Source organism: Mycobacterium sp., from assembly GCF_049683935.1.
Lineage (GTDB): Bacteria > Actinomycetota > Actinomycetes > Mycobacteriales > Mycobacteriaceae > Mycobacterium.
The window spans coordinates 1-24,233 of record NZ_JBAUJR010000151.1; the positions used below are offsets into that span (position 1 = coordinate 1).

The following is a 24,233-nucleotide window of genomic DNA, read 5'->3' on the forward strand; positions in this document are numbered from 1 at the left end:
ACCCTGGCCAGTACCCGCCCGCCCATCGCGCGCTCGAGCGCGGCGATGCGGCGACTGATCGTGGTGTGGTTGAGCCCGAGTTCCTCGGCTGCCGTGGTGTATCGCCCGGTCCGGCCGACCGCCAGCAGGACGAGCAGGTCGTCGGGGCTGGGACGTTCAGGGATCGGGGCCACATGTGCAGTTTTGCAGATAGATACTGCAGGTTTGGTCATTGCCGCAGTGGGTAGCTGCATGAATACTCACAGGGTCTGTGGTCGGCGTCACAATGGAGGGATTCCCATGAGCACACAACATGAGCCGGGGACCGACGAGCCTCGGTCGGTGACCGCCGGCCTCAAACGCGTCGTCGTCGCGTCGATGGCCGGCACGGTCGTCGAGTGGTACGAGTTCTTCCTCTACGCCACGGCCGCGACGTTGGTGTTCAACAAGATCTTCTTCGCCCAAGGGACCAGCGACGCCAACGCGCTGATCGCGGCGCTGCTGACCTATGCGGTCGGATTCGTCGCACGCCCACTGGGAGGCATCGTCTTCGGGCACTTCGGCGACAAGTACGGCCGCAAGAAGTTGTTGCAGTTCGCGATCCTGCTCGTCGGCGCCGTGACCTTCCTGATGGGCTGCCTGCCGACCTACGGGCAGATCGGCATCTGGGCGCCGATTCTGCTGGTCGTGTTGCGGTTCCTGCAGGGCTTCGCGGTGGGCGGCGAGTGGGGCGGAGCGGTGCTTCTGGTCGCCGAGCACAGCCCGAACAAGGAACGTGCGTTCTGGGCCAGTTGGCCACAGGCCGCCGTGCCCGTGGGCAACATGCTCGCCACGGTGGTGCTGTTGATACTGACTGCCACGTTGTCGGAGGAGTCCTTCCTGTCGTGGGGTTGGCGGGTCGCGTTCTGGCTGTCTGCCGTGGTCGTGGTGATCGGGTACTACATCCGCACCAAGATCACCGATGCGCCGATCTTCCTGGAAGCGCAGGAAGAGGTCGAACGGACCAAGGCCGTGTCCTACGGGGTGTTCGAGGTGCTGAAGCGTTACCCCCGTGGGGTTTTCACCGCCATGGGCCTGCGCTTCGCGGAGAACATCATGTACTACCTCGTCGTCACCTTCTCGATCGTCTACCTGTCCACCCATGTCGGCGCGGACACCGGCGACATCCTGTGGTACCTGTTGGCTGCCCATGCGGTGCACTTCCTGGTGATCCCGCAGGTCGGCAGACTGTCCGATCGGTACGGACGACGGCCGGTCTACATCGTCGGTGCCGTACTCGCGGGCACCTGGGGGTTCTTCGCCTTCCCGATGATGAACACCGCCAACTACCTGATGATCATGGCGGCCGTCATCGTCGGTCTGATGATCCACGCGCTGATGTACGCCCCGCAGCCGGCCATCATGGCGGAGATGTTCCCCACCCGGATGCGCTACTCCGGTGTCTCCCTTGGCTATCAGGTGACCTCCATCGTCGCCGGCTCGCTCGCGCCGGCCATCGCAACGTGGCTGCTCGACAGGTTCGACTCGTGGCTGCCGATCGCCTTCTACCTCGCCGGTGCCGCAGCGATCACCCTGGTGGCCGCCCTGTTCAACCGGGAGACCAACGGCCTGGACCTGAAGACACTCGACGACGCCGACCGTGAGCACCTCGCCAAGGCCGGCGTGCTGTGAGCGAACTGGGCGGCCGCAGCGCCCTGGTGACAGGTGGTGCGAGCGGCATCGGTGCGGCGTGCGCGCGGGAGTTGGCTCGCCGGGGCGCGTCGGTGACGGTCGCCGACATCGACGACGTCGCGGCGAAGTCGCTGGCGCAGGAGATCGACGGAAATGCCTGGGCGGTAGACCTTCTCGATGTCCAGGCGCTGGAAGAGTTGCAGCTGCAGACCGACATCCTGGTCAACAACGCCGGTGTGCAGAGCATCAACGAGATCGCCGAATTTCCCCCGGAACGGTTCCGGATGATGATGGCGCTCATGGTGGAGACCCCGTTCCTGTTGATCCGTGCGGCGTTGCCGCACATGTTTCGCAGCGGGTTCGGCCGCATCATCAACGTCTCGTCGATCCACGGCCTGCGGGCGTCCCCGTTCAAGGTCGCCTACGTCACGGCCAAGCACGGCCTCGAAGGTCTGTCCAAGGTGACGGCGTTGGAGGGCGGTCCGCACGGCGTCACCAGCAACTGCGTCAACCCGGGTTATGTTCGTACCCCGTTGGTGACCAAGCAGATCGCCGATCAGGCGAAAACGCACGGAATCGGTGAAGAACAGGTGGTGACCGAGATCCTGCTCAAGGAGAGCGCGGTGAAGCGACTTGTCGAGCCGGAGGAGGTTGCGGCGCTGGTGGGTTGGCTTGCCTCACCGACTGCTGGCATGGTGACGGGGGCGTCGTACACGATGGATGGCGGATGGAGTGCACGTTGACGGTAGTGCCGCGGTCGGTGGGCCGCCCGTGAAACCCCAGTGGGTTCCTACAGGCCGAGATATCGCCGACGCCCGAGTCACCGACTTCGCTCGATTCGCCGAGCAGCGCACGGGGGCGACATTCCCCGACTACCACGCGCTGTGGCGATGGTCGGTGGATGACGTCGAGGGTTTCTGGGCCGCGGCGTGGGACTACTTCGAGGTCGGTGATCGTGGTCCGGACGTTCTCGAGGGCAGCGAGATGCCCGGCGCCCGGTGGTTTCCCGGCACCACGCTGAACTACGTCGACCAGATCTTCCGCCACGCGCGCACCGACCGGCCGGCGATCATCTATGTCAGTGAAGAAGGTCCCGACCGCGAGTTGTCGTGGGCCGAGCTGTCGGAACGGACCACCGCGTTCGCCGAAGCGCTGCGGGCAGCCGGCATCGGTCCCGGCGATCGTGTCGTCGGCTATCTCCCGAACATCCCGGAGGCAGTGATCGCCTTCGTCGCCACCGCCGCCGTCGGTGCGGTGTGGAGCGCCTGCGGCCAGGACTATTCGGCGAAGGCAGCGCTGGACCGGCTCGGCCAGCTCGAGCCGAAGGCGCTGGTGTACGCAGACGGGTACACCTTCGGCGGAAAGTATCGCGACAAAAGTGAGGATGCCGCAGCGGTTCGGGCCGGGTTGCCCACGCTGAAGGCCACGTTCTCGGTCGACGATCTGGCTGCCCGCAGTGATGGCGATCTCGACCCGGTACCGGTGTCGTTCGATCACCCACTGTGGATCCTCTTCTCGTCAGGAACGACCGGGCTGCCCAAAGGCATCGTGCACGGTCACGGTGGCGTGGTGCTCGAACATCTCAAAGCCGTTGCGCTGCAATCCGACATCGGGAGCGACGACACGTTCTTCTGGTTCACCAGCCCGAGCTGGATGATGTGGAACTTCCAGGTCGCAGGACTGCTCGTCGGTGCCACCGTAGTCTGCTACGACGGCAGCCCGTCGGCGGGCCGGCCGGACGCACTGTGGGAGATCGCCGCGCGGGTCGGCGCGACGGTGCTCGGCACGAGTCCCGGCTACGTTCTGGGCTGCATGAAGGCCGACGCCGATCCGAAGGGAACCCACGACCTCTCGGCTTTGAAGACCGTCGGGATCACCGGGTCGTCGCTGCCGCCGGCGTCGTCGCTGTGGCTACGTGACCATGTGGGTGAGCACGTCCAGGTCGCCTCGATCAGTGGTGGCACCGATGTGGTGTCGGCGTTCATCGGTGGGGTGCGGACGGTTCCGGTCTGGCCCGGTGAGTTGTCGGCGCCGTTCCTCGGTGTCGCGCTTGATGCGTGGGACGAGTCCGGCAAGCCGGTGCGCGGCGAAGTGGGCGAACTCGTCGTCACCAAGCCGATGCCGTCCATGCCCGTCTCCTTCTGGAACGACCCCGACGGAGAGCGTTACCGCGCAGCATATTTCGAGGACTACCCGGGCGTGTGGCGTCATGGCGACTGGATCACCATCACTGAGCACGGCAGCGTGGTCGTGCACGGGCGGTCGGACTCCACACTCAACCGGCATGGAATCCGGATGGGCAGCGCCGACATCTATCAGGCGGTCGAGAGTCTGCCGGAGGTCGTCGAAGCGTTGGTGATCGGCGCCGAACAGTCCGACGGCGGCTACTGGATGCCCCTGTTCGTGGTCCTCGCCGACGGTGTGGAACTCACCGATACGTTGCGCGACCGGATCAACAACACCATCAGAACCGAGGTGTCCCCGCGCCACGTGCCCGACGAGATCATTGTGGCCCCAGGCGTTCCGCACACGCGCACCGGCAAGAAGCTCGAAGTGCCGATCAAGAAGCTGTTCCAGGGCGGTGACGCTGCCAAAGTCGTCGAGCGCAGCGCAGTGGACGACCCCGAACTGCTCGACTGGTACGTCACGCAGCGTCGAAGGTGACCAGGTCGATGCTGAGTCGGCCTTCGAGGAGGCTCAGCTTTCGTCGTATCGGCGGCCCGGGTAGCGGTGGGGCGGTGGACTGATACGTCGCCCCGGTCGGGGTGCTGAACTGCGCAACGTGCTCGCCTTCACGCTGTTCGGTGGTGACTGTCCAGCCGGGGGCTTCTTTGGTGTAATTGCAGGCTGCACAATCCCCGAGCCCGTTGCACGCGCTGGTCTCCCCGCCCGCCCGAGCCGGGGTGGCGTGATCGTGGTGGCGGATCGGGGCATCACAGTACGGGGTCCGGCACCTCTGATCGCGCAATCCGATGAACGCCGCCAACCCTTTCGGGAAGATCCGTGACCGCGATTCCATCGCCACCAACTGCCCCGAGCGCGGATGGCGATAGAGCCGGCGCAACGTCGCTTTGGTGTCCTTGTCGGCCACCGCGTCACCGATCAGCCGGCACGCGAACCCCGCCGGGATCGGCCCGTAGCCGTCCAGCCACGCCGGTTCCTCATCGTCACCGGCCAGCGTGGAATCGGCCATCACCATGTTCAACGCCACGGGCACCGGCGTGGCCGCCGAGCGTCCGGTGACCCGCTCATAGACGGTGTCGGCCATCACTTGCCCGCGCGAACGCCCGTCGAACGTGACATCGGCCTGCCGCTTCAGCGCGGCATACACCGCCACCCCCTGCGCCACCGGCAGCAACGCAGACACCCAGGTCATGGTGTCGGGCGCCGGGCGGATCGTCACACACCGATCCCCGGCCGCCCGGGCGGCGCGCTCGACCACCGCCGCCGCGTCCAGACGCAGCGCGATCTTCTTGGCCTCAGCCTCGACCCGGTTGTTGCCCCACCCCACCAACCGCGACATATCCGCGCACAACTCTGCGTCCAACTCGCGGCGGTGCTCCACACTCAGACAGGCCGATTCGCGCACGATCAGCGTGGCCCGCCACTCCGAGAGCACCCCGGCCTCCAAGGCCGCCAACGTGTGCGGCATCTCATGCACCAAAGCGTTCGCGAAACCCAGATGCTGACTACCCTTGACCGGGGCCTCATGGCGCGCCAACGCCACCTCCGAGGCCAACCCTTTGCCCCGCTTGGTCTTCGGCACCCCCGCCGCCTGCTCAGCAGCAGCACGCTTTTCGGCCCACAACGCAGTCGCCCGCGCTTGGGCCGCAGCCGCCGCCGACTTCACTTGCTCGAAGTGCTCAACCTGCGCCCGCAGAGCAGCCTCGCCCGCCCCGGGATCAACGTCGAACAAACTTTCGAACATGATCCCAGGCTAGCCCACGGCTCCGACAGCACGCTCACCTCAGCGTCAGCTGTGCCGCGTCCTGGTAGCGCAGCAGCACCTCTGGTGTCGCTGCGTCCTCGTACCTGGTGGATAGCCCCACGTCCCACGACGGTGGCGCGTCGTGACCGGAGAGCACCCAGGCCGCTTGCCGGGCAGCACCCAGCGCCACGTACTCGGCCGGCGTCGGCACGTGTACGGCCCGCTGGAAGACGGCAGGTGCGATACGTTGGACGGCTTCTGATCGTGCCCCACCGCCCACCAGGATGATGCGCTCGACGTCGACTCCCTGCCCGGTGATCTTGTCGATGCAGTAGGCCATCGAGCACAGCAGACCCTCGACCGCTGCGCGGGCGATGTTCGCGGGGTTCAGGTTTCGGAGCGTCACCCCGTGCAGGGCGCCCGAGGCTTGCGGCAGGTTCGGTGAGCGCTCGCCCTCGAAGTAGGGGACGAGGACCAGGCCGTCGGCGCCCGCGGGGGCTGACAGTGCAAGGCGATCGAACTCGTCGAAATCGACGCCCAGCATTCCTGCGACCGCCGCCAGCACCGGCGCCCCGTTGAGAGTGCACGCCAGCGGGAGCTGGCGGCCGGTCGCATCGGCGAAGCCGGCGACGATCCCTTCCGGGTCGTGCGGAGCCGACCGGCCGACTGCGCTCGCGACCCCAGACGTACCCAGCGACACCACGCAGTCGCCGGTTCCTGCGTTCAATGCCAATGCGGCAGAGGCGTTGTCACCGGCACCGGGTCCCAGGATCGCTCCATGATGTGTGCCACCGGGGGAGTCGTGCGGTCCAAAAACCGTCGGCACGAGGGGAATTCGACCTCTGAAACCGAGCGCGAGCAGATCGTCCTGATAGCTGTCGGTCTCCGCCGAGAAGTAGCCTGTGCCACTGGCGTCGCTGCGGTCGGTGCTGAGGTCGGCGATGTCGGAGGAGCCCGTCAGGCGCCACGTCAGCCAGTCATGCGGAAGACACACCGCCGCGGTGGCGTCGGCATGGTGCGGTTCGTTGTCGGCCAGCCAGCGCAATTTTGTCAGCGTGATCGATGCGACCGGCACGACGCCGACACGCTGCGCCCACACCGCGGGGCCGCCGAGCTCCTCGACCAGCTGATCGGCCGCGTCGCCGGACCGGGTGTCGTTCCACAGCAGAGCATCTCGGACCAGGCGGCCGGCGGAATCGAGGCAGACCATGCCGTGCTGCTGGGCTCCCACGGAGATGGCGGCCACGTCGTCCAACCCGCCCGCCGCGGTGACCGCGCGCTGCAACGCATCCCACCAGAGGCTCGGATCGACCTCGGTGCCCTTCGGGTGAGGCGACGACGCCGACCGGATGATCCGGCCGGTGTCCGCGTCGCAGATCAGCACCTTGCATGACTGCGTGGAGGAGTCGATCCCCGCAACAAGACTCATCTCAGAACCTCCCGGGATCGGCGAGTACCGGCGCGAAGGCCAGCTCGGCCGCGCCGATGAACAACGTGTCGGCGCCGAGGGTGGCGGGCACCACCTGGACCAGGGCGCGCGGTGCACCCATCGTGCGTCGCGCGAGTTCTTCGCGGAGCACCGCGGCGGCGTAGGCGGGGAAGACCCGCAGAAATCCGCCGAGCACGATCAGTCGGGGGTTCAGCATGTTGATCGCATTGCCCAGTGCGATGGCCAGCACTCGAGCCTGCCGGTTGAGCACGTCGCGCTCCGCGCTGCTGTGGCCGGGTGGCTCACCACCGCCGCCGTCGAGTTCGGTGAGCAGACCGGTCAGCGGTGCCTGGGTGACCTCGGTCTCGAGGCAACCGACACTGCCGCAGTGGCACTGTTCGCCACCACCGACGTAGGTGTGGCCGAGTTCGCCTGCATAACCGGCAACACCCTCGAGAAGATCACCGCCGACCACAAAACCAGCGCCGATGCCGCTGGGGCCGCCGTTGACGTAGATCAGATGCTCGGCGTCGCGGTGGTTGCCGAACAGGTGCTCCGCTATGGCGCCGACATTGGCGTCGTTGGCGGCAATCGTCGGCAAACCCGTTGCGGCGCTCAGCATCTGTCCGATCTCGACATCGTGCCAGTCGAGGTTGGGCGCCAGCTGCACTGCCGACTCCGGACTGTGTACCAGCCCCGGCACCGCCACGCCGATAGCTGTCACCGCCTGCCCGTCTCGCAGGCCGCGCCGGATCCGAGCGACCGCGCCGGCCGCGATGTCCACGGCGTCTGCTGCAGTCGGAACCCGGTCTGTCGGGCACCGCACCACGTCCAGGACCGCACCGCCCATCGCCACCACACCCACGGTGACGGCGTCGACCTCGGGTGTGACCGCGACCGCGAGGACCCGCTGACCGGGGCGCACGATGGCGCTGGGCCGCCCGACCTGCGATGCCGATGGTGCGGGTGATTCGGCCACGAGGCCGCGGGTCACCAACTCCTCGACGAGATCCTTGGTGGTGGATCGCGACAATCCGGTGTGGCGCGTCAGCTCGGCGCGGCTGAGAGCGCGGTGGCGGTGCACCAGCGTCAAGACACTGGACAGATTGCGCCGCCGGACGTCGTCGGTACTGGTGCCCACACGAACAACCCGATGGTTGTCGGTCCGTCTCACCGGCACGTCTGCTCCCTCGTCTTCGGCCTTGACAGTGGCGCAGGCCACATCTTATGTTCGCACAGAGAACAAAATAACCCATTCGCCATGGATTGGGCCCGCATCGCCGGGTGTCATGATTTTCGAGGAGTACCCGATGACCGTTCTGGAGTCCAGCATTCCCGCAGCGGAGGCTCTCGTGCCGCGACCGTCGGACAAATTCTCCTTCGGTCTCTGGACGGTCGGCTGGCCGGGCAACGATCCGTTCGGTGTCGCCACCCGGCCCGCGCTCGACGTTGTGGAGGCTGTCGAGCGGCTGGCCGAGTTGGGCGCCTACGGCCTGACGTTCCACGATGACGATCTGTTCGCTTTCGGCAGCTCCGACACGGAACGGCGACGGATGATCGATCGACTGACTTCCGCGCTGGCTGGTGCGGGTCTCGTCGTGCCGATGGTCACCACCAACCTGTTCACCCAGCCGGTCTTCAAGGACGGCGGGTTCACCAGCAACGACCGTTCGGTGCGTCGCTTCGCCCTGCGCAAAGTGCTCCGCAACCTCGATCTGGCCGCCGAACTCGGTGCCCAGACCTTTGTGATGTGGGGCGGGCGAGAAGGCGGCGAGTACGACTCCGCCAAGGACGTCCAAGCTGCCCTGGAACGCTATCGCGAGGCACTTGATCTGTTGTGCCAGTATGTGATCGATCAGGGCAGCGGACTCCGGTTCGCGATCGAGCCCAAGCCCAACGAGCCACGCGGTGACATCCTGCTGCCGACGGTGGGGCACGCGCTGGCGTTCATCGACACCCTCGCTCACCCGGACATGGTCGGCGTCAACCCCGAGACGGGGCACGAGCAGATGGCCGGACTGAACTTCGTGCACGGTATCGCCCAAGCGCTCTACAGCAAGAAACTGTTCCACATCGACCTGAACGGTCAGCGGGGAATCAAGTTCGATCAGGACCTGGTGTTCGGTCATGGCGATCTGGCCAATGCCTTCGCGCTGGTGGATCTGCTCGAGAACGGCGGCCCGGATGGCGGGCCGGCCTATGACGGACCCCGGCACTTCGACTACAAGCCCAGTCGCACCGAAGATGCCGACGGGGTGTGGGCATCGGCGGCGGCCAACATGCGGATGTATCTGCTGCTGCGTGCCAGGGCGGCCGCGTTCCGGTCAGACCCGGCAGTCGTCGACGCGATGGGGCGGGCAAAGGTGGCCGAATTGCGCACCCCGACCCTGAACCCCGGCGAAACCTACGACGAGTTGCTGGCCGACCGGACAGCCTACGAGGATTTTGATGCCGACTCATATTTCGGCGCAAAGGGTTTCGGTTTTGTCGAGCTGAATCAGCTGGCCATCGAGCACCTGATGGGCGCGCGATGAGTAGCACGCTGGACGTGACGTGCATCACGTTATATGTTGCTCACGATTACAAAAGCCCGTGGCCGCGATGGTCGTCGGTGCTGCCACCATCCACACCACCTATCTGGAGGCGAGTTCCGTGAAACGTACGAGCACCGTTCTCACTGCCGTACTCACGACCACTGTCGTCGGTCTCACCCTCAGCGGGTGCAGCAGCAGCGACTCGGGGAGCGGAAGTGGTCAGAGCGCAGGCGGAAAGATCGGCGTCATCCTGCCCGACACCAAATCCTCGGTCCGGTGGGAGTCCAAAGACCGACCCGCGCTGGAAGCCGCGTTCGAGGAAGCCGGGGTTGAGTACACCATCCAGAATGCCGAGGGCTCGGCCGACCAGATGGCCACCATCGCCGACGGCATGATCGCCGACGGTGTCACGGTGCTGGCCATCGTGAACCTGGACTCCGACAGCGGTGCCTCGATTCAGCAGAAGGCCGCCACCCAGGGCGTCAAGACCATCGACTACGACCGGCTGACGCTCGGTGGCTCCGCTGACGTCTATGTGTCCTTCGACAACACCAAAGTCGGTGAGCTGCAGGGCCAGGGCCTGGTGGACTGCCTCGGAGGCAATCCGGCCAACGTCGTCTTCCTGAACGGTTCGCCGACCGACAACAACGCCACGCTGTTCTCCGCCGGCGCGCACTCGGTGGTCGACGCCACCCCGACCATCACCATCGTCGGCGAACAGGCCGTCCCGGAATGGGACAACGACGAGGCGGTCACCATCTTCGAGCAGCTCAACACCGCGGCCGACGGCAGGATCGACGGCGTGTACGCCGCCAACGACGGGCTTGCCGGGTCGGTCATCTCGATCCTGGAGAAGAACCAGCGCGCGGGCCAGGTGCCGGTCACCGGGCAGGACGCCACGGTCGAGGGCCTGCAGAACATTCTTGCCGGCACGCAGTGCATGACGGTGTACAAATCCGCCACCGAGGAGGCCGGCGCACTGGCCGAAGCCGCGATCGCGCTGGCGGCCGGGCAGCAGCCCGAGACCAACAGCACTTCCCGGGATGACCAGGGGGGCCGCGACGTGCCTTCGGTGCTGCTGACCCCGCAGTCGATCACGAAGGACACCGTCGACATCGTGTTCACCGATGGCGGTCAGTCCAAGGACGAGGTGTGCGCGGGACAGTTCGAAGCGATGTGCGCCGCAGCGGGAGTCTGAGCGACATGACGTCCAGTGCCGAACCGATCCTCGAATTACGGGGGGTGAACAAGAGTTTCGGGGTTGTGCACGTGCTGCACGACATCGACTTCCAGGTCTATCCCGGTGAGGTCACCGCACTGGTCGGTGACAACGGCGCGGGGAAGTCGACGCTGGTGAAGGCGATCGCCGGGATCCATCCGATCGACACCGGCACCTACCTGTTCCAGGGATCGCCGGTCACCGTGCACGGTCCCAACGATGTCTCGGCACTCGGTGTGGAGGTCGTGTACCAGGACCTCGCGCTGTGCGACAACCTCGACATCGTCGAGAACATGTTCCTCGGCCGTGAGCTCAAGCACCGCGGGATGCTCGACGAAGCCCGCATGGAGACGATGGCGCGCGACGCACTGAAGTCGTTGTCGGTGCGGACCGTGAAATCGGTGCGGCAGACGGTGTCCAGCCTCTCCGGAGGTCAGCGCCAGACCGTGGCGATCGCCAAATCGGTTCTGTGGAACTCCAAGGTGGTGCTGCTCGATGAACCCACGGCCGCACTCGGTGTCGCACAGACCCGCCAGGTGATCGATCTCGTGCGCCGATTGGCCGACCAGGGTGTGGGTGTTGTGCTGATCTCCCACAACATGATCGACGTCTTCGAGGTCGCAGACCGGATCTGCGCGCTGTACCTCGGCCGGGTTGCTGCCGACGTCAAGGCCGCCGATGTCACCCACAGCGAGGTGGTCGAACTCATCACCGCCGGACGGTCAGGCGACCTCGGGCTGGCGTCGGCCGATGCCGCCGAGTCGATGTGACGGATGCGAAGGACACTTCCATGACCACAGTCAGCTCTCAATCGAGGGGCAGTTCACAACCCGAGGGTGCGCTGGCCGGGTCCGACTTCGCCGTCGACGCCCGTGCCGACGAGGGTTTCGGCGACGCCGTACGCTCCTATCTGCGCAGGGTCCGCGGCGGCGATATGGGTTCGCTGCCCGCCGTTCTCGGGCTGATCGTGCTGTTCGTGGTGTTCGGCCTGGCCAACGACCGCTTCCTGTCGGCGCTCAACCTCGCCAACCTCGTCACCCAGGCCGGGTCGATCTGCGTGCTGGCGATGGGACTGGTCTTCGTCCTGCTACTCGGTGACATCGACCTGTCGGCGGGCGTGGCCGGGGGCGTCGCCGCCTGTGCCATGGCCTTGAGCATCGTCAACACCGGCCTGCCCTGGTGGGTTGCCATGGCGGCGGGCATCGCCGCCGGCGCGCTGATCGGCGTGATGATCGGTGCCCTGCGGGCCAAACTCGGCATCCCGTCCTTCGTGGTGACCTTGGCGTTCTTCCTTGGGCTACAAGGGGTCACGCTCAAACTCATCGGTGAGGGCGGGTCGGTCCGCGTCGACGATCCCGTCATTCGTGGCATCACCATCAACAACCTGTCGGTGACCGCGGGCTGGACCATCGCCCTGTTGGTGGTCATCGGTTTCGGTGCGCTGGAGGTCTACCGCTATCGCACCAAGAAGGAGCTCGGGCTGGCGCACCCCCCGTTCGGGATCGTGGTGGCCCGGGTTGCCGGCCTCGCGGTGGTCACCCTGGGGGTGACCTACGTGCTGAGCATCAACCGCAGCGTCAACCCGAACGTGGAGATCCGCGGTATCCCCTATGTGCTGCCGATCATCCTGGTGCTGCTGATCGTGTTGACCCTGGTGCTCAACCGAACGTCCTACGGCAGACACATCTACGCCGTCGGCGGTAATGCCGAAGCGGCCCGGCGCGCGGGCATCTCGGTCGACCGGATCAGGGTGTCGGTGTTCATCGCGTGCTCGTCACTGGCCGCCCTGAGTGGGATCATCGCGGCGTCCTACGCGGGCAAGGTGTCGGCGTCCTCGGGTGCCGGCAACACCCTGCTGTACGCGGTCGGTGCCGCCGTCATCGGCGGAACCAGTTTGTTCGGCGGCAAGGGACGAGCTGTGGACGCGGTGATCGGCGGGGTGGTGGTCGCGACGATCGCCAACGGTCTCGGCCTGCTGAATCAGTCGTCCTACATCAACTTCCTGGTCACCGGAGGCGTGCTGCTACTCGCGGCGAGCGTGGATGCGATTTCGCGCCGACGGCGCTCGTCCACCGGCCTGGGGTGAGCCGGGCACTAACCCAGCCACGAACCGATGCGCCGCACCGCTTCGGTGATGTCGTCGGACGGTCCCGCGAACGACAACCGCACGGACGCCCCGCCGCGAACAGTGTCGAAGTCGACCCCGGGCGCGATCGCAACCCCGGTGTCGGACAACAACGACGAGCAGAACGCGAGCGAGTCGGTGGTGAGGTGAGAGACATCGGCGTACACGTAGAAGGCGCCGTCGGCCGGGGCCAGCCGGTCGATGCCGATCCCGCGTAGTCCGTCGAGCAGCAGCATCCGGTTGGCGGAGTAGCCCTCGAGCAGGGAATCGGCCTCGGCGATCGATTCGGAGGTGAACGCCGCGATGGCTGCGTCCTGGGACAGTGTCGGCGGGCAGATCGTGAAGTTGCCGGTGAGGCAATCGACGGCCCGCTTCAACTCGTCGGGCACCAGCAGCCAACCCAGCCGCCACCCGGTCATCGCGAAGTACTTCGAGAAGCTATTCACCACAACGGCTTCCCGTGATGTCTCCCACGCGCAACTGGTCGCGGGTGAACCGTCGTACACCAGCCCGTGGTACACCTCGTCGCTGATGAGGCGGACTCCCGACGACTCACACCAGGTGGCGATCGCCGCGAGTTCCTCGGGTGGGATGACCGTTCCGGTCGGGTTCGCCGGACTCGCCACGACCACACCGGCGACAGGTGGATCGAGCTCGTCGAGCATCTGCACGGTGGGCTGGAAACGTGTTTCGGGGCCGCAGGGCACCTCGACCACCTCACACCCGAGAGCGGACAGGATGTTGCGGTAGCACGGGTAGCCGGGGCTGGCGATCGCCACCCGGTCGCCGACGTCGAAGCAGGCGAGGAAGGCCAGCAGGAATCCGCCGGACGAACCGGTGGTCACCACGACGTCGCGCGGTTCGACCTCGATCGCGTGGCGGTTCCAGTACGTATCCGCGATCGCCGCCCGCAGCTCCGGTTTGCCCAACGCCACCGTGTAGCCGAGTTGGTTGCGGCCCAGCGCTGCGACGGCCGCGTCGCGAACCGGGGTGGGCGCTCCCGCGCTGGGTTGGCCCGCGGACAGGTTCACCAGGTCGCCATGGGTGCGCTGCCGTTCTGCCGCGGCCAGCCACACATCCATCACGTAGAACGGTGGGATACCTGCCCGCAGCGAAACCGTCACGACTTCAGGCTAGAACACCTGCGATTCGAGGCGACGCAGGTGCTCGCGGGCGGGCCCCAGCAGCTGTGCGCTGCCGTGGGCACGCTTGAAGTACAACTGGATGTCGCTTTCCCAGGTGATCGCGATGCCGCCGTGCAACTGGACGGCCTCGGCGGCCACGGTCGAGAACGCCTCGCTGGCGGCGACCCGAGCGAGCGCGGCCGACGTCGGGTTCGGGTCCGCCACGGCCTCGTCGACGACCGCCCGTGCCGACTGCACGGCGACGTACAGGTCGGCCATCCGGTGCTTGAGCGCCTGGAAGCTACCGATCGGCCTGCCGAACTGGACGCGGTCCTTCGTGTACTGCACGGTCAGGTCCAGACACCGCGATGCGGCACCGATCTGCTCGGCGGCCAGCAGGATCGCCGCGATGTCGGCAAGCCCGGGGTCCCGCCCCATCGGTGAGGTCTCTCCTGCTTGCACTCGAGCCAACCGGCGCGTCGGATCCATCGGGGTGGCCGGTTCGGTGGTGAAAGACTGCCAACGCGTGAGGGTCTCACCGTCGGTGGCGATCACCACGTCGGCGATGTCCCCGTTGACCACATAGCCGGGGTCAAAAACGACGGCACCGACCAACGATCCCTCCGCCAGCTTTCCGAGTGTCTCGCCGTCGGGGTCGTCGGCCGACAGCAGCGCCCACTCGGCCAGCGTGGTCCCCAGCAGCGGGGTGGGCACCAAGGCCTTGCCCAGCTCCTCGAGCGCCACCGCGGCATCGGCGAGTTCGCCGCCGGCACCGCCCAATTCCTCGGGTACCACCAGGGCCGCGACGCCGACCTGCTCGCACAGCATCTGCCAGAGCGACTCGTCGTATCCGCGCTCCGAAGCCATCGCCTCACGAACCGCTTCAGGTGGTGCGTGCTTGTCGACCAGCGCGGCGACGGTGTCGCGCAGCAGTTCCCGCTCTTCTGTCATGCGCGATCCGCCTTCGCTACTCGCTGAACGCTCATACTGTCAGTGCCTCCAATACTCGGCGCCTATGCCACGTCGGGTCACCCCACGCGGGCCGCAGCGCCTGCACCCGCACTAGAAGCAGTGACAGGTCATGCTCCTGGGTGAAACCGATGGCACCGTGGGTCTGCAGCGCTGAGCGCGCGGCGAGCAGTGCGGCGTCGGCCGCAGCGACCTTGGCGGCGCTGACATCGCGGGCAGTGTTGGCGGATCCGTCGGCAAGCGACAACGCCGCCCCGTAGACCAGCGGCCGCGCCAATTCGATCGCGATCAGCACATCGGCGAGCTTGTGCTTGATCGCCTGATAGGTGCCGATGACGGTGCCGAATTGGCTGCGCTGCTTGGCGTATTCGACAGCGGCATCCAACATCGCTTGACCTGCACCGACCAGTTGAGCTGCGGTGGCCAGCGCGCCGAATTCGAAAGCTCGGTCGACGTCGGCCGACTGCAGGTCTCCGGAAGCATTGACTTCGAACAGCTTTCGGCTGAGGTCGACCGACTCGTGCGCCTCACCGGCCACGCCGTCGCGCACCTGCCCGTCTTCGGCATACAGGACCAGGCCCGCAGTATCGGCGTCAACCGCGCGGGGCACCGTGGGCGGCAGCGCCACCGTCGCGATCAGCTCACCGGAAGCCAGGGCGGCGCTGCGCTCGTCGGCCGCCAGCAGAATCGGTGCCACCGCGATGGATTCGGTCACCGGTCCCGGCACTGCCCAGCGCCCGAGCCGCTCCATGGCCACCACGAGGTCGACGGGGTGCGCCTCGATGCCGTCGAACTTCTCGGGCACCATCAAGGCTGTCACACCGAGGTCGGCCAGTTGTGCCCACACCTTGCGGCCGGGCGCGGTGTCGCCGGCACCCCAGGCGCGTACGGCGCCCGGCAGGTCGGCAGCGCCCAGCGCGGCGTCGATGCTGGCCGCGAAGTCACGCTGCTGGTCGTCTATCTCAAAGTTCACTGATCGTCTACTTTCGGGGCAGGCCCAGGAGTCGTTCGGCGATGATGTTGCGCTGGATCTCGTTGGTGCCGGCGTAGATCGGGCCGCCGAGGGCGAACAGCAGACCGTCGGTCACCGGATCGGCGAGATCACCGTCGGCGCCACGAAGGTCCAACGCGGTCTGGTGCAGCGCGACGTCGAGGTCGGACCAGAACACCTTGGTCACCGACGACTCCGCGCCCAGCTCGCCACCGTTGTTCACCCGGGTGACGGTGCCGAACGTGTGCAACCGATAGGCCTGGGCCTTGATCCACGCGTCGGCGACACGGTCGGTGAAGGCCGGATCAGGTTTGTCGCGCCACTGGGCCACCAGACGTTCGGCGGGTGCGATGAACCGTGCGGGGCTGCGCAGCGACATGCCACGCTCGTTGCTCGTGGTGCTCATCGCCGCGCGCCAGCCGTCGTGTACGCCGCCGATGACGTCCTCGTCGGGCACGAACACGTCGTCGAGGAAGATCTCCCCGAACCCGGTGTCACCGCCGAGCTGCGCGATCGGCCGCACGGTGACGCCGTCGGCCTTCAGGTCGAACATGAAGTACGTCAGCCCCTTGTGGCGCTGCGCTTCGGGATCGGAGCGGAACAAGCCGAAAGCCCGCTCCCCGAAGACCGCCCGTGAGCTCCAGATCTTCTGACCGTTGAGAAGCCAGCCGCCCTCGGTCTTGGTTGCCGTCGATCTCAGCGACGCCAGGTCGCTGCCGGACTCCGGCTCCGACCAGGCCTGCGCCCAGATATCCTCGCCGCTGGCCATTTTCGGCAGGATTCGCTTCAGTTGGTCGGAAGTCCCATGCGCGAACAGGGTCGGCGCGAGCATCGACGTGCCGTTGGCGCTTGCGCGTCCCGGGGCACCGGCGCGGAAGTACTCCTCCTCGTACACGAGCCACTGCAGCAGCGTGGCGTCGCGACCGCCGTACTCGGCCGGCCAGGTGATCACCGACAGCCCGGCGTCAAAGAGCACCTTGTCCCAGTGCCGGTGCTGCTCGAAGCCTTCGGCGGTGTCGTAGGACTGCGTCGGGAACGAGTCCTTGTTCGCCGAGAGGAAGTCGCGCACCTCCGACTGGAACTCGAGGGTGGCGTCGTCGAAGTTGAGGTCCAACTCAGGCCCTTTCTGTGTTCTCGGGGCGTTGCCGGAGCTGCGGTTTGACGACCTTGCCGCCCGGATTGCGCGGCAGCGCGTCGAGGAACACCACCGACCGTGGGGTCTTGAAGTTCGCGAGATGTTCTCGGGTGTGATCGATCACGGTCTTCTCGTCGAGCTCGGCGCCCGGCAGCGCGACCACAAACGCCTTGCCGACTTCACCGAGCCGCTCGTCGGGGACCCCGATCACCGCCGCTTCCGCGACTCCGTCGAGGCGGGCCAGCACCTGCTCGATCTCGGCGGGGTAGACGTTGAAGCCGCCGCAGATGTACATGTCCTTGAGCCGGTCGGTGATCTTCAGGTTCCCGGCGTCATCGAGTTCGCCGACATCGCCGGTGTGCAACCAGCCGTCGCCGTCGATCGCGGCGGCGGTGGCGTCGGGGTCGTCGAGATAACCCAGCATCACGTTGGGGCCGCGCAGCAGCACCTCGCCCTGGTCGCCGATCCGGAGTTCGAAGTCCGCGATCGGGCGTCCCGAGGTGGTGGCGACGGTGACCGCGTCGTCCTCGGAGCGGCACATCGTGCCGAAGCCGCTGGCCTCGGTCAGGCCGTAGGCGGTGAGCACGATGTCGATGTCGAGTTCGGTCTGCATGCGCTCGATCAGTACGACGGGGATGGTGGCCGCCCCGGTGACCGCGAATCGCAGCGAGCTCAGGTCGTAGCCGCTGCGATCGGGGTGGTCGAGCAGGGTCTGGTAGATCGTGGGCGGACCGGGCAGCACGGTGATCCGGTGCTCGGCCACGGCGTTCATCGCCTGCAGCGGGTCAAAGGTCAGCTGCGGGAACAGGGTTGCGCCGGTCTGGAGGCAGGCCAGGATGCCGGCTTTGTAGCCGAAGTTGTGGAAGAACGGGTTGATGCACAGGTAGCGGTCATCGCGGGTGACCTGGCCGCACGCGGCCCAGGCGGCAGACGCGTCCAAAGACTGCCGGTGTGCGCACCGCACCCCCTTGCTGCGACCCGTGGTCCCCGAGGTGAACAGGATGTCGGAGACGTCGTCGGGTGTGACCGCGGCGGCGCGGTCGTCGACGACCGACAGGTCGTTGCCCCGGGCGACGAACTCGTCCCACGTGCCATCGGCCTTCTCGATCGGGATCCGCACGATATGACGCAGCGCGGGAAGGGCGCCACGGTCGACGCTGGCCGCCTTGTCCGAGCCGAGGAACTCACCGGAGGCGAACAGCAGCGGCGCCTCGGTGCGGGCGAGGATATCTGTGGCCTCGCTCGCGGTGTAGCGCGTGTTCAGCGGGACGAGGACCCCGCCGGCGTAGTGGACGGCCAGGCCGGCCACCACCCAGTGCCAGGTGTTCGGCGACCAGATCGCGACGCGGTCGCCCGGTGCTACGCCCAGGTCGATCATCGCCGCGGCGGCGTGGCGGACCTCGTTACGCAGCGCGGCGAACGTCAAGGTCCTGTCCGGCGTGACCACGGCGGGGTGGTCGGGAATCTCGCCGGTGATCCGGTCGAGAACCGCCGGAGTGGTCCTCAGCTGGGTCATCGATGCTCCCTCTAACAAAGCAAGTGCTTGGTAGGTTAGCCTACAGGGGTGATAGAGGTCCAGGAGTTCAGGGCTGAGGTCCGCGACTGGCTTGCCGAGAATCTTGTCGGTGAGTACGTCGCGTTGAAGGGCCTCGGTGGCCCCGGCCGCGAGCACGAAGCGTTCAAAGAACGTCGGGAATGGAACCAGCATCTGGCAGCTGCCGGGCTGACCTGTCTGGGCTGGCCCGAAGAACACGGCGGCCGTGGGCTCTCCGTTGCGCACCGGGTCGCGTTCTACGAGGAGTACGCCAAGGCGAACGCCCCCGACAAGGTCAACCATCTCGGCGAGGAACTGGTCGGGCCCACGCTCATCGCCTACGGCACTCCCGAGCAACAGAAGCGTTTCCTGCCCAGGATCCTCGACGTCACCGAACTGTGGTCGCAGGGTTACTCCGAGCCCGGAGCAGGCAGCGACCTCGCCAACGTCTCCACCACGGCGACGCTCGACGGTGATCAATGGGTGATCAACGGGCAGAAGGTCTGGACCTCACTGGCCCACTGGGCGCAGTGGTGCTTTGTGATCGCCCGCTCCGAGAAGGGCTCGAAGCGGCACGCCGGCCTGTCCTATCTACTGGTGCCCCTCGACCAGCCCGGAGTCGACATCCGTCCGATCATCCAGCTGACCGGTGACTCGGAGTTCAACGAGGTGTTCTTCGACAACGCCCGCACCGACGCCGACCTCGTGGTCGGTGAGCCGGGCGACGGCTGGCGGGTCGCGATGGGGACCTTGACGTTCGAGCGGGGCGTGTCCACGCTCGGCCAGCAGATCCGTTATGCCCGTGAGCATTCCAACCTGGTGGAGCTGGCCAAACGCACCGGTGCGGCCGATGATCCGGTGATCCGGGAGCGATTGACGCGGTCCTGGACCGGGCTGAACACGATGCGGGCCTACGCGCTCGCCACGATGGACGTGGAACAGCCTGGACAAGACAACGTATCGAAACTGTTGTGGGCCAACTGGCATCGCGAGCTCGGCGAGATCGCGATGGACGTGCAGGGCATGGCGGGTCTGACCCTGGACGGCGGCGAGTTCGACGAGTGGCAGCGGCTGTACCTGTTCTCCCGCTCGGACACCATCTACGGCGGATCCAACGAGATCCAGCGCAACATTCTCGCCGAGCGGGTGCTCGGCCTTCCCCGGGAGATGAAGCCCTCGTGACACTTTCAGTACCGCCGAAAGAGATCGACGGACACGGGCTGCTGACCGACAAGGTCGTCCTGGTGACCGCGGCCGCAGGCACCGGTATCGGATCCTCGGTGGCCCGGCGGGCTCTTGCCGAAGGCGCCGACGTCGTCGTGTCCGACTTTCACGAGCGCCGCCTCGGGGAGACCCGGGACCAACTTGCCGGCCTCGGTCTGGGCCGCGTCGACGCCGCGGTGTGTGACGTGACGTCGACCGCCGCGGTCGATGCGCTGATCACCTCGACCGTCGACAAGATGGGTCGACTCGACGTGCTGGTCAACAACGCCGGTCTCGGTGGCCAGACTCCCGTCGTCGACATGACCGACGACGAATGGGACCGCGTGCTCGACGTGACGCTGACGTCGACGATGCGCGCGACCCGCGCCGCGCTGCGGTACTTCCGTGACGCACCGCACGGCGGCGTCATCGTCAACAATGCCAGCGTGCTCGGGTGGCGGGCGCAGCATTCGCAGTCGCACTACGCGGCGGCCAAAGCCGGTGTGATGGCGCTGACCCGCTGCAGCGCAATAGAAGCCGTCGAATACGGCGTGCGGATCAACGCGGTGTCCCCGAGCATCGCGCGACACAAGTTCCTCGAGAAGACCAGCAGCTCCGAGCTACTCGACCGGCTCTCGGAGGGCGAGGCGTTCGGCCGTGCCGCGGAGCCGTGGGAGGTCGCGGCCACCATCGCGTTCCTGGCCAGCGAGTACTCCAGTTACCTGACCGGCGAAGTGATCTCGGTGTCGAGCCAACACCCATGATGGCCGAGCGCCCGGCCGCCCCGGCCAACACCCGACGCGACGAGCTCCTGGCGCTCGCCGCGACGATGTTCGCCGAGCGCGGGATGCGTGCCACCACCGTGCGCGACATCGCCGACTCCGCGGGAATCCTGTCCGGCAGCCTCTACCACCACTTCTCGTCGAAAGAGGAGATGGTCGACGAGGTTTTGCGCGGATTTCTCGACTGGTTGTTCCACCGCTACCAGGAGATCGTCGCGACCGAACCGAATCCGGTGCAGCGTCTCAAGGGGCTGTTCATGGCGTCGTTCGAGGCCATCGAGACCCAGCACGCGGCGGTGGTGATCTACCAGGACGAGGCCAAACATCTGTCCTCGCAGCCGCGGTTCGCCTACGTGGACGAGCGCAACCGGGAACAGCGCCAGATGTGGGTCGAGGTGCTGACCCAGGGCATCGAGGAGGGCTACTTCCGACCCGACGTCGACGTCGATCTGGTGTATCGATTCATCCGCGACACCACCTGGGTCTCGGTCCGCTGGTACCAGCCGGGTGGACCACTGACAGCTGAGCAGGTCGGCCAGCAATACCTCGCCATCGTGCTCGGTGGCATAACGACAGAAGGAGTCTGAACATGGCAGCGTCAGAGGCATACGTCGTCGACGCGGTGCGCACCGCGATCGGCAAGCGCAACGGATCGCTCGCCGGGATGCACCCCGTCGACCTGGGCGCGGCCGCATGGCGCGGCCTGTTCGAGCGCGTCGACGTCGACCCCGGCGCAGTGGACGACGTCATCGCCGGCTGTGTCGACGCCATCGGCCCGCAGGCCGGCAATATCGCCCGGTTGTCCTGGCTGGCAGCCGGATTCCCCGAAGAGGTCCCCGGCGTCACCGTCGACCGGCAGTGCGGCTCCTCTCAGCAGGCCATCTCCTTCGGCGCGCAGGCGATCATGTCGGGCACGGCCGATCTGATCGTGGCCGGCGGAATGCAGAACATGAGCCAGATCCCGATCAGCTCGGCCATGATCGTCGGCGAACAGTTCGGATTCACCTCTCCGACAAACGAATCGAAGAGCTGGCTGCACCGCTACGGGGACCAGGAGATCTCCCAGTTCCGCGGCTCGGAGATGATCGCTGAGAAGTGGAACCTGTCCCGCGAGGAGATGGAGCAGTACGCGCTCACCAGCCATCAACGCGCGCAGGCGGCCATCCGCGCCGGGCATTTCGACAAAGAGATCCTCGAGGTGGACGGGTTCCGTGTCGACGAGGGCCCGCGCGACACCTCGCTGGAGAAGATGGCCGGCCTCAAGACCCTCGTCGAGGGTGGTCGCCTCACCGCGGCCATGGCCAGCCAGATCTCCGACGGCGCCAGCGCGGTGCTGCTGGCCTCGGAAAGCGCAGTGAAGGCGCACGGCCTCAAGCCGCGGGCACGCATCCATCACATCAGCGCACGCGGCGCGGATCCGGTCTTCATGCTCACCGGGCCCATCCCGGCGACCCGCTATGCGCTGGAGAAGACGGGCCTGTCGATGGACGACATCGACACCGTCGAGATCAACGAGGCGTTCGCACCGGTAGTCCAGGCCTGGCTCAAGGAGACCAAGGCGGATCCGGAGAAGGTGAACCCGAGCGGTGGCGCGATCGCGCTCGGACACCCCCTCGGTGCCACCGGCGCAAAGCTCTTCACCACCATGCTGAACACGCTGGAACGCATCGGCGGCCGCTACGGTCTTCAGACGATGTGCGAGGGCGGCGGCACCGCCAACGTCACCATCATCGAACGCCTCTAGTCTCTCCGCCGGAATTGCATTCCAGCCGGGAAAGTTCGAGAACGGCGCTGCTGGAATGCAATTCCGGCGGGCTCAGTGGTCGTGGACGATGACGCCGCGGATGTTGCGGCCGGCACGCATGTCCTCGTAGCCCTCGTTGACCTCGGCGAGTTTGTACTCGTGGGTGACGGTTTCGTCGAGCAGTAGTTTGCCCTCGCGGTACAGGCTGAGCAGTCGCGGGATGTCGGCGCGGGGATTGGCCTCGCCGTAGAGGCTGCCCAGCAGTCGCTTCTGGAACAGCGTGAACATCATCAGGCCCAAGGTGGGCGAGTTGTCGGCCAGCGTGGACAGCGCGGTCATCACGATCGCGCCGCCCTTGCGGACGATATTGGCGGCATCTTCGAGCATCGAGCCCTCGAGCAGGCCCATCGTGAGGATCGCCGAGTCGGCCATCACGCCGCGGGTCAGTTCTGCGACCAGCTCGGTGGCTTCGGGCAGCGATGAGACGAAGTGTGTCGCGCCGAGCTGAAAAGCCTTCTCGCGCTTGGCCTCGACCGGCTCGACGACGACGATCTTCTCCGCGCCGGCCAGTCGGGCGCCCTGGACCGCTCCGCTGCCGATGCCACCGAAGCCGATGACGACGACCGTGTCGCCGGGTCGCACGTCGGCGGTGTGCACCGCGGAGCCCCATCCGGTGGTGACACCGCACCCGAGCAGGCAGGCGCGCGAGAGCGGAATGTCGTCGTCGATCTTGACGATCGATGCCTCGGGCACGGTGCCGTATTGCGAGAACGTGCCGACGAGCGCCATGACGCCGACGTCCTGCCCGTTGACATGGCGTCGGTAGGTGCCGTCGAGTTGGGTGCCGGCCATGATCAACGCGCCCAGGTCACAGAGATTCTGATGGCCGGTGGAACAGAACCGACACCGTCCGCAGGCCGGCAGGAACGACGCGACGACGTGGTCGCCGGGCGCCAGACCGATGACACCCGGGCCGACCTCCCGCACGATGCCCGCACCCTCATGGCCGCCGACGAGTGGCAGCGGAGCCGGCAGGTCCCCGGTGCGAATGTGCTCGTCGGAATGACACAGGCCGGTGGCCTCCCAGGACACCAGCACCTCGCCGTCTTTGGGTGGGTCGAGGTCGATCTCTTCGATGGTCCAGTCGGAGCCGTACTCCCACAGAATCGCGGCGTTGGTCTTCATCCGTCGGAGTCTAGGAACATGCTCCGCCCGCCGAGGTCGATTCGGCTAGCGGATGTGACCGGCCGCCGACCGGAGGTGTTCGACCGCGTCGGCGACGATCGAGTCGATCAACTCGGCGCAGGTCGGCAGGTCGTCGATGATGCCGGCGACCTGACCCGACGCCAGCACGCCGGCCTCGGTGTTGCCCTCGACCAATCCGGCCTTCAGCAGCATCGGGGTGTTGGCCGCCATCACCACCTGCGACCAGGTCAACTCCTTGCCGCGGCGCATCGCCAGGCCGTCGCGGACCAGCGAGCTCCAGGTCATCCCGGACATCTTCTTGAACTTCTGGGCGTTGCCCACCGCGGCGGCGAGACCACGAACCGGGGAGCCGCCCTCGAGCTTCTCCACCAACCCGGTGCGCAGCACCCGGTGCGGCATGCCGTCGACCCGGGTGGAGACCACGGTTCCGTCGAGGGCCGCCTGCAGGTAGCGCTGCTTGACCGCGTCGGGGACGGTGGAGTCCGACGTCAGCAGGAACCGTGTCCCCATGGCGACGCCCGCCGCCCCGTAGGACAGCGCGGCAGCCAGACCCCGGCCGTCGAAGAAGCCGCCCGCCGCGATCACCGGCATCCCGGTGTCGGCGACGGCGTCGAGCACCGACGGCAACAGCAGCGTGGTGGCGATCGGTCCGGTGTGCCC

At 66.8% G+C, this 24,233-nt stretch carries 21 protein-coding genes and 1 pseudogene; 11 read left to right on the top strand and 11 right to left on the bottom strand.

What is annotated here, in order from left to right; genetic code table 11:
* Nucleotides 1-212: LysR family transcriptional regulator (locus WA965_RS08665; RefSeq protein ID WP_526447367.1), on the bottom strand; the 212-nt coding region annotated here is incomplete at its 3' end.
* 67 nt (nt 213-279) lie between these two features.
* Between WA965_RS08665 and WA965_RS08670 the strand changes: the two genes are divergently transcribed.
* Genes WA965_RS08670 through WA965_RS08680 form a run of 3 tightly spaced genes read left to right on the top strand, consistent with a single transcriptional unit; the run spans nt 280 to nt 4,314 of the window.
* Complete coding sequence (locus WA965_RS08670; protein WP_526447369.1) at nt 280-1,650, top strand: MFS transporter; 1,371 nt, start codon at nt 280-282, stop codon at nt 1,648-1,650.
* Complete coding sequence (locus WA965_RS08675) at nt 1,647-2,393, top strand: 3-hydroxybutyrate dehydrogenase (RefSeq protein ID WP_526302216.1); 747 nt, start codon at nt 1,647-1,649, stop codon at nt 2,391-2,393. Before WA965_RS08670 ends, WA965_RS08675 begins: the two co-directional genes overlap by 4 nt.
* Nucleotides 2,371-4,314 carry an acetoacetate--CoA ligase gene (locus WA965_RS08680; protein ID WP_526302218.1) on the top strand — a complete coding sequence of 648 codons (1,944 nt, stop codon included), beginning with the start codon at nt 2,371-2,373 and terminating at the stop codon, nt 4,312-4,314. The genes WA965_RS08675 and WA965_RS08680 overlap by 23 nt, the downstream gene beginning before the upstream one ends.
* Here the strand turns inward: WA965_RS08680 and WA965_RS08685 are convergent.
* The 3 genes from WA965_RS08685 to WA965_RS08695 are packed head-to-tail and all read right to left on the bottom strand — an operon-like array spanning nt 4,295 to nt 8,187.
* Complete coding sequence (locus WA965_RS08685) at nt 4,295-5,578, bottom strand: DUF222 domain-containing protein (RefSeq protein WP_526302220.1); 1,284 nt, start codon at nt 5,576-5,578, stop codon at nt 4,295-4,297. The genes WA965_RS08680 and WA965_RS08685 overlap by 20 nt on opposite strands.
* Before the next feature lie 34 nt (nt 5,579-5,612).
* A complete protein-coding gene (locus WA965_RS08690; RefSeq protein ID WP_526302222.1) occupies nt 5,613-7,007 on the bottom strand; it encodes a xylulokinase in 1,395 nt (464 codons plus the stop codon).
* A gap of 1 nt (nt 7,008) precedes the next feature.
* The gene (locus WA965_RS08695) at nt 7,009-8,187 is read right to left on the bottom strand and encodes an ROK family protein (protein WP_526302224.1); all 1,179 of its coding nucleotides are present in this window, start codon (nt 8,185-8,187) and stop codon (nt 7,009-7,011) included.
* Between the two features lie 130 nt (nt 8,188-8,317).
* Here WA965_RS08695 and xylA point away from each other — a divergent pair, with 130 nt between their 5' ends.
* The 4 genes from xylA to WA965_RS08715 all read left to right on the top strand — a co-directional run bounded on the left by xylA (nt 8,318) and on the right by WA965_RS08715 (nt 12,846).
* Nucleotides 8,318-9,541 carry a xylose isomerase gene (xylA, locus tag WA965_RS08700; protein ID WP_526302226.1) on the top strand — a complete coding sequence of 408 codons (1,224 nt, stop codon included), beginning with the start codon at nt 8,318-8,320 and terminating at the stop codon, nt 9,539-9,541.
* A 118-nt stretch (nt 9,542-9,659) separates the two neighbouring features.
* The gene (locus tag WA965_RS08705; protein ID WP_526302228.1) at nt 9,660-10,739 is read left to right on the top strand and encodes a sugar ABC transporter substrate-binding protein; all 1,080 of its coding nucleotides are present in this window, start codon (nt 9,660-9,662) and stop codon (nt 10,737-10,739) included.
* Between the two features lie 5 nt (nt 10,740-10,744).
* Complete coding sequence (locus WA965_RS08710) at nt 10,745-11,530, top strand: ATP-binding cassette domain-containing protein (protein ID WP_526302230.1); 786 nt, start codon at nt 10,745-10,747, stop codon at nt 11,528-11,530.
* 20 nt (nt 11,531-11,550) lie between these two features.
* Nucleotides 11,551-12,846 (top strand): sugar ABC transporter permease, encoded by a 1,296-nt coding sequence (locus tag WA965_RS08715; RefSeq protein WP_526302232.1) that lies wholly within the window; start codon nt 11,551-11,553, stop codon nt 12,844-12,846.
* 8 nt (nt 12,847-12,854) lie between these two features.
* Here the strand turns inward: WA965_RS08715 and WA965_RS08720 are convergent, their stop codons facing one another.
* The 5 genes from WA965_RS08720 to fadD3 are packed head-to-tail and all read right to left on the bottom strand — an operon-like array spanning nt 12,855 to nt 18,620.
* Nucleotides 12,855-13,967, bottom strand: coding sequence for a pyridoxal phosphate-dependent aminotransferase (locus tag WA965_RS08720; RefSeq protein WP_526302288.1), 1,113 nt, complete (start codon nt 13,965-13,967; stop codon nt 12,855-12,857).
* A 51-nt stretch (nt 13,968-14,018) separates the two neighbouring features.
* The gene (gene ipdE2, locus WA965_RS08725; protein ID WP_526302234.1) at nt 14,019-14,960 is read right to left on the bottom strand and encodes an acyl-CoA dehydrogenase IpdE2; all 942 of its coding nucleotides are present in this window, start codon (nt 14,958-14,960) and stop codon (nt 14,019-14,021) included.
* A 31-nt stretch (nt 14,961-14,991) separates the two neighbouring features.
* Complete coding sequence (locus tag WA965_RS08730; RefSeq protein ID WP_526302236.1) at nt 14,992-15,951, bottom strand: acyl-CoA dehydrogenase family protein; 960 nt, start codon at nt 15,949-15,951, stop codon at nt 14,992-14,994.
* A 7-nt stretch (nt 15,952-15,958) separates the two neighbouring features.
* Nucleotides 15,959-17,083, bottom strand: coding sequence for an acyl-CoA dehydrogenase family protein (locus WA965_RS08735; protein ID WP_526302238.1), 1,125 nt, complete (start codon nt 17,081-17,083; stop codon nt 15,959-15,961).
* A gap of 1 nt (nt 17,084) precedes the next feature.
* Nucleotides 17,085-18,620, bottom strand: coding sequence for a 3-((3aS,4S,7aS)-7a-methyl-1,5-dioxo-octahydro-1H-inden-4-yl)propanoate--CoA ligase FadD3 (fadD3, locus tag WA965_RS08740; RefSeq protein ID WP_526302240.1), 1,536 nt, complete (start codon nt 18,618-18,620; stop codon nt 17,085-17,087).
* 48 nt (nt 18,621-18,668) lie between these two features.
* Here fadD3 and ipdE1 point away from each other — a divergent pair, with 48 nt between their 5' ends.
* Genes ipdE1 through fadA6 form a run of 4 tightly spaced genes read left to right on the top strand, consistent with a single transcriptional unit; the run spans nt 18,669 to nt 22,367 of the window.
* The gene (ipdE1, locus tag WA965_RS08745; RefSeq protein ID WP_526302242.1) at nt 18,669-19,820 is read left to right on the top strand and encodes an acyl-CoA dehydrogenase IpdE1; all 1,152 of its coding nucleotides are present in this window, start codon (nt 18,669-18,671) and stop codon (nt 19,818-19,820) included.
* Nucleotides 19,817-20,605: a (5R,7aS)-5-hydroxy-7a-methyl-1-oxo-2,3,5,6,7,7a-hexahydro-1H-indene-carboxyl-CoA reductase gene (ipdF, locus tag WA965_RS08750; RefSeq protein ID WP_526302244.1), complete on the top strand. Its 789-nt coding sequence runs from the start codon at nt 19,817-19,819 to the stop codon at nt 20,603-20,605. The genes ipdE1 and ipdF overlap by 4 nt, the downstream gene beginning before the upstream one ends.
* Nucleotides 20,605-21,210 (top strand): TetR family transcriptional regulator KstR2, encoded by a 606-nt coding sequence (gene kstR2, locus WA965_RS08755; RefSeq protein ID WP_526302290.1) that lies wholly within the window; start codon nt 20,605-20,607, stop codon nt 21,208-21,210. Before ipdF ends, kstR2 begins: the two co-directional genes overlap by 1 nt.
* Nucleotides 21,211-21,212: 2 nt before the next feature.
* On the top strand, nt 21,213-22,367 hold the full coding sequence (fadA6, locus tag WA965_RS08760; protein ID WP_526302246.1) for a steroid 3-ketoacyl-CoA thiolase FadA6: 1,155 nt from the start codon (nt 21,213-21,215) through the stop codon (nt 22,365-22,367).
* Between the two features lie 72 nt (nt 22,368-22,439).
* Here fadA6 and WA965_RS08765 read toward each other — a convergent pair whose 3' ends face one another.
* Both WA965_RS08765 and ipdC read right to left on the bottom strand, forming a co-directional pair.
* Nucleotides 22,440-23,552: an NDMA-dependent alcohol dehydrogenase gene (locus WA965_RS08765; RefSeq protein ID WP_178361606.1), complete on the bottom strand. Its 1,113-nt coding sequence runs from the start codon at nt 23,550-23,552 to the stop codon at nt 22,440-22,442.
* Between the two features lie 45 nt (nt 23,553-23,597).
* A pseudogene (gene ipdC / locus WA965_RS08770) lies at nt 23,598-24,233 on the bottom strand ((3aS,4S,5R,7aS)-5-hydroxy-7a-methyl-1-oxo-octahydro-1H-indene-4-carboxyl-CoA dehydrogenase); the annotation flags it as partial.

Coding starts and splice junctions, on each gene's coding strand:
- WA965_RS08690 (WP_526302222.1), bottom strand. CDS start 7,007: ATGAGTCTTGTTGCGGGGATCGACTCCTCCACGCAGTCATGCAAGGTG.
- fadD3 (WP_526302240.1), bottom strand. CDS start 18,620: ATGACCCAGCTGAGGACCACTCCGGCGGTTCTCGACCGGATCACCGGC.
- ipdE2 (WP_526302234.1), bottom strand. CDS start 14,960: ATGACAGAAGAGCGGGAACTGCTGCGCGACACCGTCGCCGCGCTGGTC.
- xylA (WP_526302226.1), top strand. CDS start 8,318: ATGACCGTTCTGGAGTCCAGCATTCCCGCAGCGGAGGCTCTCGTGCCG.
- WA965_RS08710 (WP_526302230.1), top strand. CDS start 10,745: ATGACGTCCAGTGCCGAACCGATCCTCGAATTACGGGGGGTGAACAAG.
- WA965_RS08685 (WP_526302220.1), bottom strand. CDS start 5,578: ATGTTCGAAAGTTTGTTCGACGTTGATCCCGGGGCGGGCGAGGCTGCT.
- fadA6 (WP_526302246.1), top strand. CDS start 21,213: ATGGCAGCGTCAGAGGCATACGTCGTCGACGCGGTGCGCACCGCGATC.
- WA965_RS08680 (WP_526302218.1), top strand. CDS start 2,371: ATGGCGGATGGAGTGCACGTTGACGGTAGTGCCGCGGTCGGTGGGCCG.
- kstR2 (WP_526302290.1), top strand. CDS start 20,605: ATGGCCGAGCGCCCGGCCGCCCCGGCCAACACCCGACGCGACGAGCTC.
- WA965_RS08720 (WP_526302288.1), bottom strand. CDS start 13,967: ATGGATGTGTGGCTGGCCGCGGCAGAACGGCAGCGCACCCATGGCGAC.
- WA965_RS08765 (WP_178361606.1), bottom strand. CDS start 23,552: ATGAAGACCAACGCCGCGATTCTGTGGGAGTACGGCTCCGACTGGACC.
- WA965_RS08715 (WP_526302232.1), top strand. CDS start 11,551: ATGACCACAGTCAGCTCTCAATCGAGGGGCAGTTCACAACCCGAGGGT.
- WA965_RS08670 (WP_526447369.1), top strand. CDS start 280: ATGAGCACACAACATGAGCCGGGGACCGACGAGCCTCGGTCGGTGACC.